We start from the raw sequence: 2964 nt of genomic DNA on the forward strand, positions 1-2964 counted from the left end.
CCGTTCTCGGCCAATGCCGCCGGATTGACGCTGACCGTGTTCGGCCTTGCCTTGATCACGCGGGACGGCTTACTGGCGTTGATCGCGTTCATACTGACGGGGCTCGGTGTGGGGGTGATTGCCTGGGCGTTGTTATGAAATCCGGGTTGGCAGAAACGATCGCGTGCCGAGTAATGGGCGCATCGCCGCCACGCCCAGCACGGCGCCCGGCAACAGCAACCAGCTGACGTTTTCACCAATGTCATGCCACAGGCTTGTCGCGACCGGGATGGCCAGCGCGCTCAAGCCAAAACCGATGCTGTTCATGATGGCGAGTGCGCTGGCGACCCCATCCGGTGGTGCATGGCGACTCGCGAGCGCCGAGAATTGTGCGGAATCGGCGATCACCGCGATCCCCCAGATCAACAGTGCGGCCATGGCGAGTCCGGTCGACAGGCCGACGAGCCAGGGGTAGACGAGGCACAACCCGCCGGAGGTGGTCAGCGCGATCACGGCCACCCGGGCGCTGCCGAGGCGCCGGCTGAGTCGACCGGCGACCACGCAACCGACCGCACCGAGACCGATCACGGCGAAGGCAAGCAGGGAGACGGTTTCGGTTGCGGCCTGCGGATACAGCGCGCCGATCAACAGCGGGACGAGTACCCAGAAGGCGTACAGTTCCCACATGTGACCAAAATACCCGAGCGCCGCGGCTCGAAAGCCGGGCTGGCGAAAGGCACGGAACACGCTGCCCCATTTGAGCCGTGGCGCTCGGGCCAAATGCGGTCCGTCACCCAGCCACGCGATCATGGCTCCGCCCATCAGGGCGAGCCCGGAGGCGAGCGTGATGACCCACGGCCAGGCCAGACCGACGCTCAACCCCTGCAGCAAATGAGGGGTGGCCGTCCCCAGGGTAAGCATGCCCACCAGCCAGGCCAGCGCTTCGCCGCGACGTTCCGGTGCCCAGCTCACGATCAGCTTCATCCCCACGGGATAGATTCCCGCGAGTGCCAGGCCGGTGAGGAACCGGAAGACTGTCGCCGCCGCGAGATCCTGCGCTAGCCAGGCCAGAGCCAGATTCGCAACTGAACCGATGATCGACGAGAGGAGGAACACGCGGCTGGCGGCAAACCGGTCGGCCAGACCCGACAGCGCGAACAGCAGGGTGCCGACGATGAATCCCAGTTGAACGGCCGAGGTGAGGGTGCCGATGTCGGTGGCCGACAGGCCCCATTCGACCATGAGCGCATCACCGACCCCGTTGGTGCTGAACCAGAGCGAGGTGCCGAACAACTGGGCGATGACGATCAGAGCAAGCGGACGGTGCATTCGTCCATGTTACGTGGTGTTCGTATTGAGCGGACGCCGAGACGCTCCGTTGTTCGGTTCAGCGGGGATCGGGCACAAAAAAATCCCGCACTAGGCGGGATTCTCTGTCAGCGACGCGTTGGCGCCGTTGGTTCAGATCTGGACGTTGGTCGCAGCCGGGCCTTTCTGGCCTTGTTCGACGTCGAACGTCACGGTCTGGCCTTCAGCCAGCGACTTGAAGCCGCCGCCCTGGATGGCGCTGTGATGGACGAATACGTCCTTGGAGCCGTCGGACGGAGCGATGAAGCCGAAGCCTTTCTCGTCGCTGAACCATTTTACTGTGCCTGTAGCCATGATGGATACCTCTGATGCAATTGCATGTGTTGAGTGAAAAGTGAGGGGGTACTGAAGGACTGCAAAAGCGTCAGAGAACTGCAAATCGTAGCGGGGTAATACAAACTGGATAATTCAATCTGTGGTCCTGCGGGGTTCGAGCCTGGTGCAATTGAGGAGTCCTTAACCGATTCCTCTCGGGAAAGCGTTGTTTCGTTTTCCCGGAACGCATTATCCGTGTTCCCCCGCTCAAACCCTAGCTTTTTTTTCCCAAGCCAATGATTTTTCACGATCCCCGGGGGTGGCGAAAAGCGGCGTAACACGATAATGGGCGCGTTTTGTCCCAATTAAGGCGCAGTTGCCGTCGGTTTCGGCGACGCAATTTCGTGAGACGTTTTGCGGCCAGCCGCGGTATCTCGCTCACCCGAACCGCAACCCTTGCGGTTTTCGGGGGCAAAAAGCCGGCCGCCGGCCGCTCTTACCCGGCCGCGACGGCGTCTTCGCTGTGGATCGTGGCGGACAGGACATGCCGTTCGCCCGGGGCAAGCCGGTAACGGTTGTCCAGCGCGTTCGCGGTCTCCACGCACAGCATCCCGGGCCAGGCATCCTCCGGGATATCATCGAAGCCCTTCACGCCATCCGGCCCGGGATTCCAGACAACGGTGGTCGCGCTCCCATTCTTGGCGATGCGCAGGCGTCGATCCGCGTCGTGGATGACGGCCTCGTCCCGGTGGTCGAAGAACACTCGGTCAATGGGCGGCTGGACTGTCAGATCCGATGCCTGCACGCCGCGGACACCACCTTGCTGCTTGTCCCAGTAGTGCTTGCCGCGCAATCCCTCGACACGGATGCCGCGCGCATCACGCACCCGGAAATAACTGTGCAGGGCCTCGGATACCTCCCACTCTTCATCGCCCCGGTTTTCCGCGGCCAGTTCCAGGTGCAGGCTTTCGTCGAGGCGGACCGTCAGCGTCAGGCGAAAGGGATGGGGCCAACGGGATCGGGTGGTGTCGTCGTCGACGAGGCTGAATACCGCGACCGCGCCGTGGTCATCGTGGTCCATCCGATCGATTTGCCAGGGCATGCGTCTGGCAAAGCCGTGGGCACCCTGGTCGGTATCGGTCGGATGGGCGCCGAACCAGGGCCAACAAACCGGGATACCACCCCGTACAGGTCGACTGCCATCGAAACGAGCCGTCTCGCTGACCCAAATCACCTCGTCCCCGCCTCGGGGGCGGTAGCTGAGCACGGTCGCACCGAGCGGCGTTATCGTCACGGAGCCGTGTCGATTCTCCAGTTGCATCAATATCAACTGTTCGCGGCGATAGAAAGTGACCCCGGGCA

4 protein-coding genes are annotated in these 2964 nt (G+C 62.8%); 1 reads left to right on the forward strand and 3 read right to left on the reverse strand.

Annotated elements, in window-relative coordinates:
* The coding region (locus ACESL5_RS03690; RefSeq protein WP_372591472.1) for an exopolysaccharide biosynthesis protein at positions 1 to 138 on the forward strand (138 nt) is incomplete at its 5' end.
* Here the strand turns inward: ACESL5_RS03690 and ACESL5_RS03695 are convergent.
* From ACESL5_RS03695 to ACESL5_RS03705, 3 genes are all read right to left on the reverse strand, one after another.
* A complete protein-coding gene (locus tag ACESL5_RS03695) occupies positions 133 to 1308 on the reverse strand; it encodes an MFS transporter (protein WP_372591437.1) in 1176 nt (391 codons plus the stop codon). The two genes, ACESL5_RS03690 and ACESL5_RS03695, sit on opposite strands and share 6 nt — an antisense overlap.
* Positions 1309 to 1440: 132 nt before the next feature.
* Positions 1441 to 1641 carry a cold-shock protein gene (locus ACESL5_RS03700; protein WP_372591438.1) on the reverse strand — a complete coding sequence of 67 codons (201 nt, stop codon included), beginning with the start codon at positions 1639 to 1641 and terminating at the stop codon, positions 1441 to 1443.
* A 457-nt stretch (positions 1642 to 2098) separates the two neighbouring features.
* Positions 2099 to 2964: D-hexose-6-phosphate mutarotase (locus tag ACESL5_RS03705; RefSeq protein WP_372591439.1), on the reverse strand; the 866-nt coding region annotated here is incomplete at its 5' end.

Origin of the sequence: Guyparkeria sp., from assembly GCF_041687595.1 — a bacterium.
In the GTDB taxonomy this organism is placed as follows: Bacteria; Pseudomonadota; Gammaproteobacteria; order Halothiobacillales; family Halothiobacillaceae; genus Guyparkeria.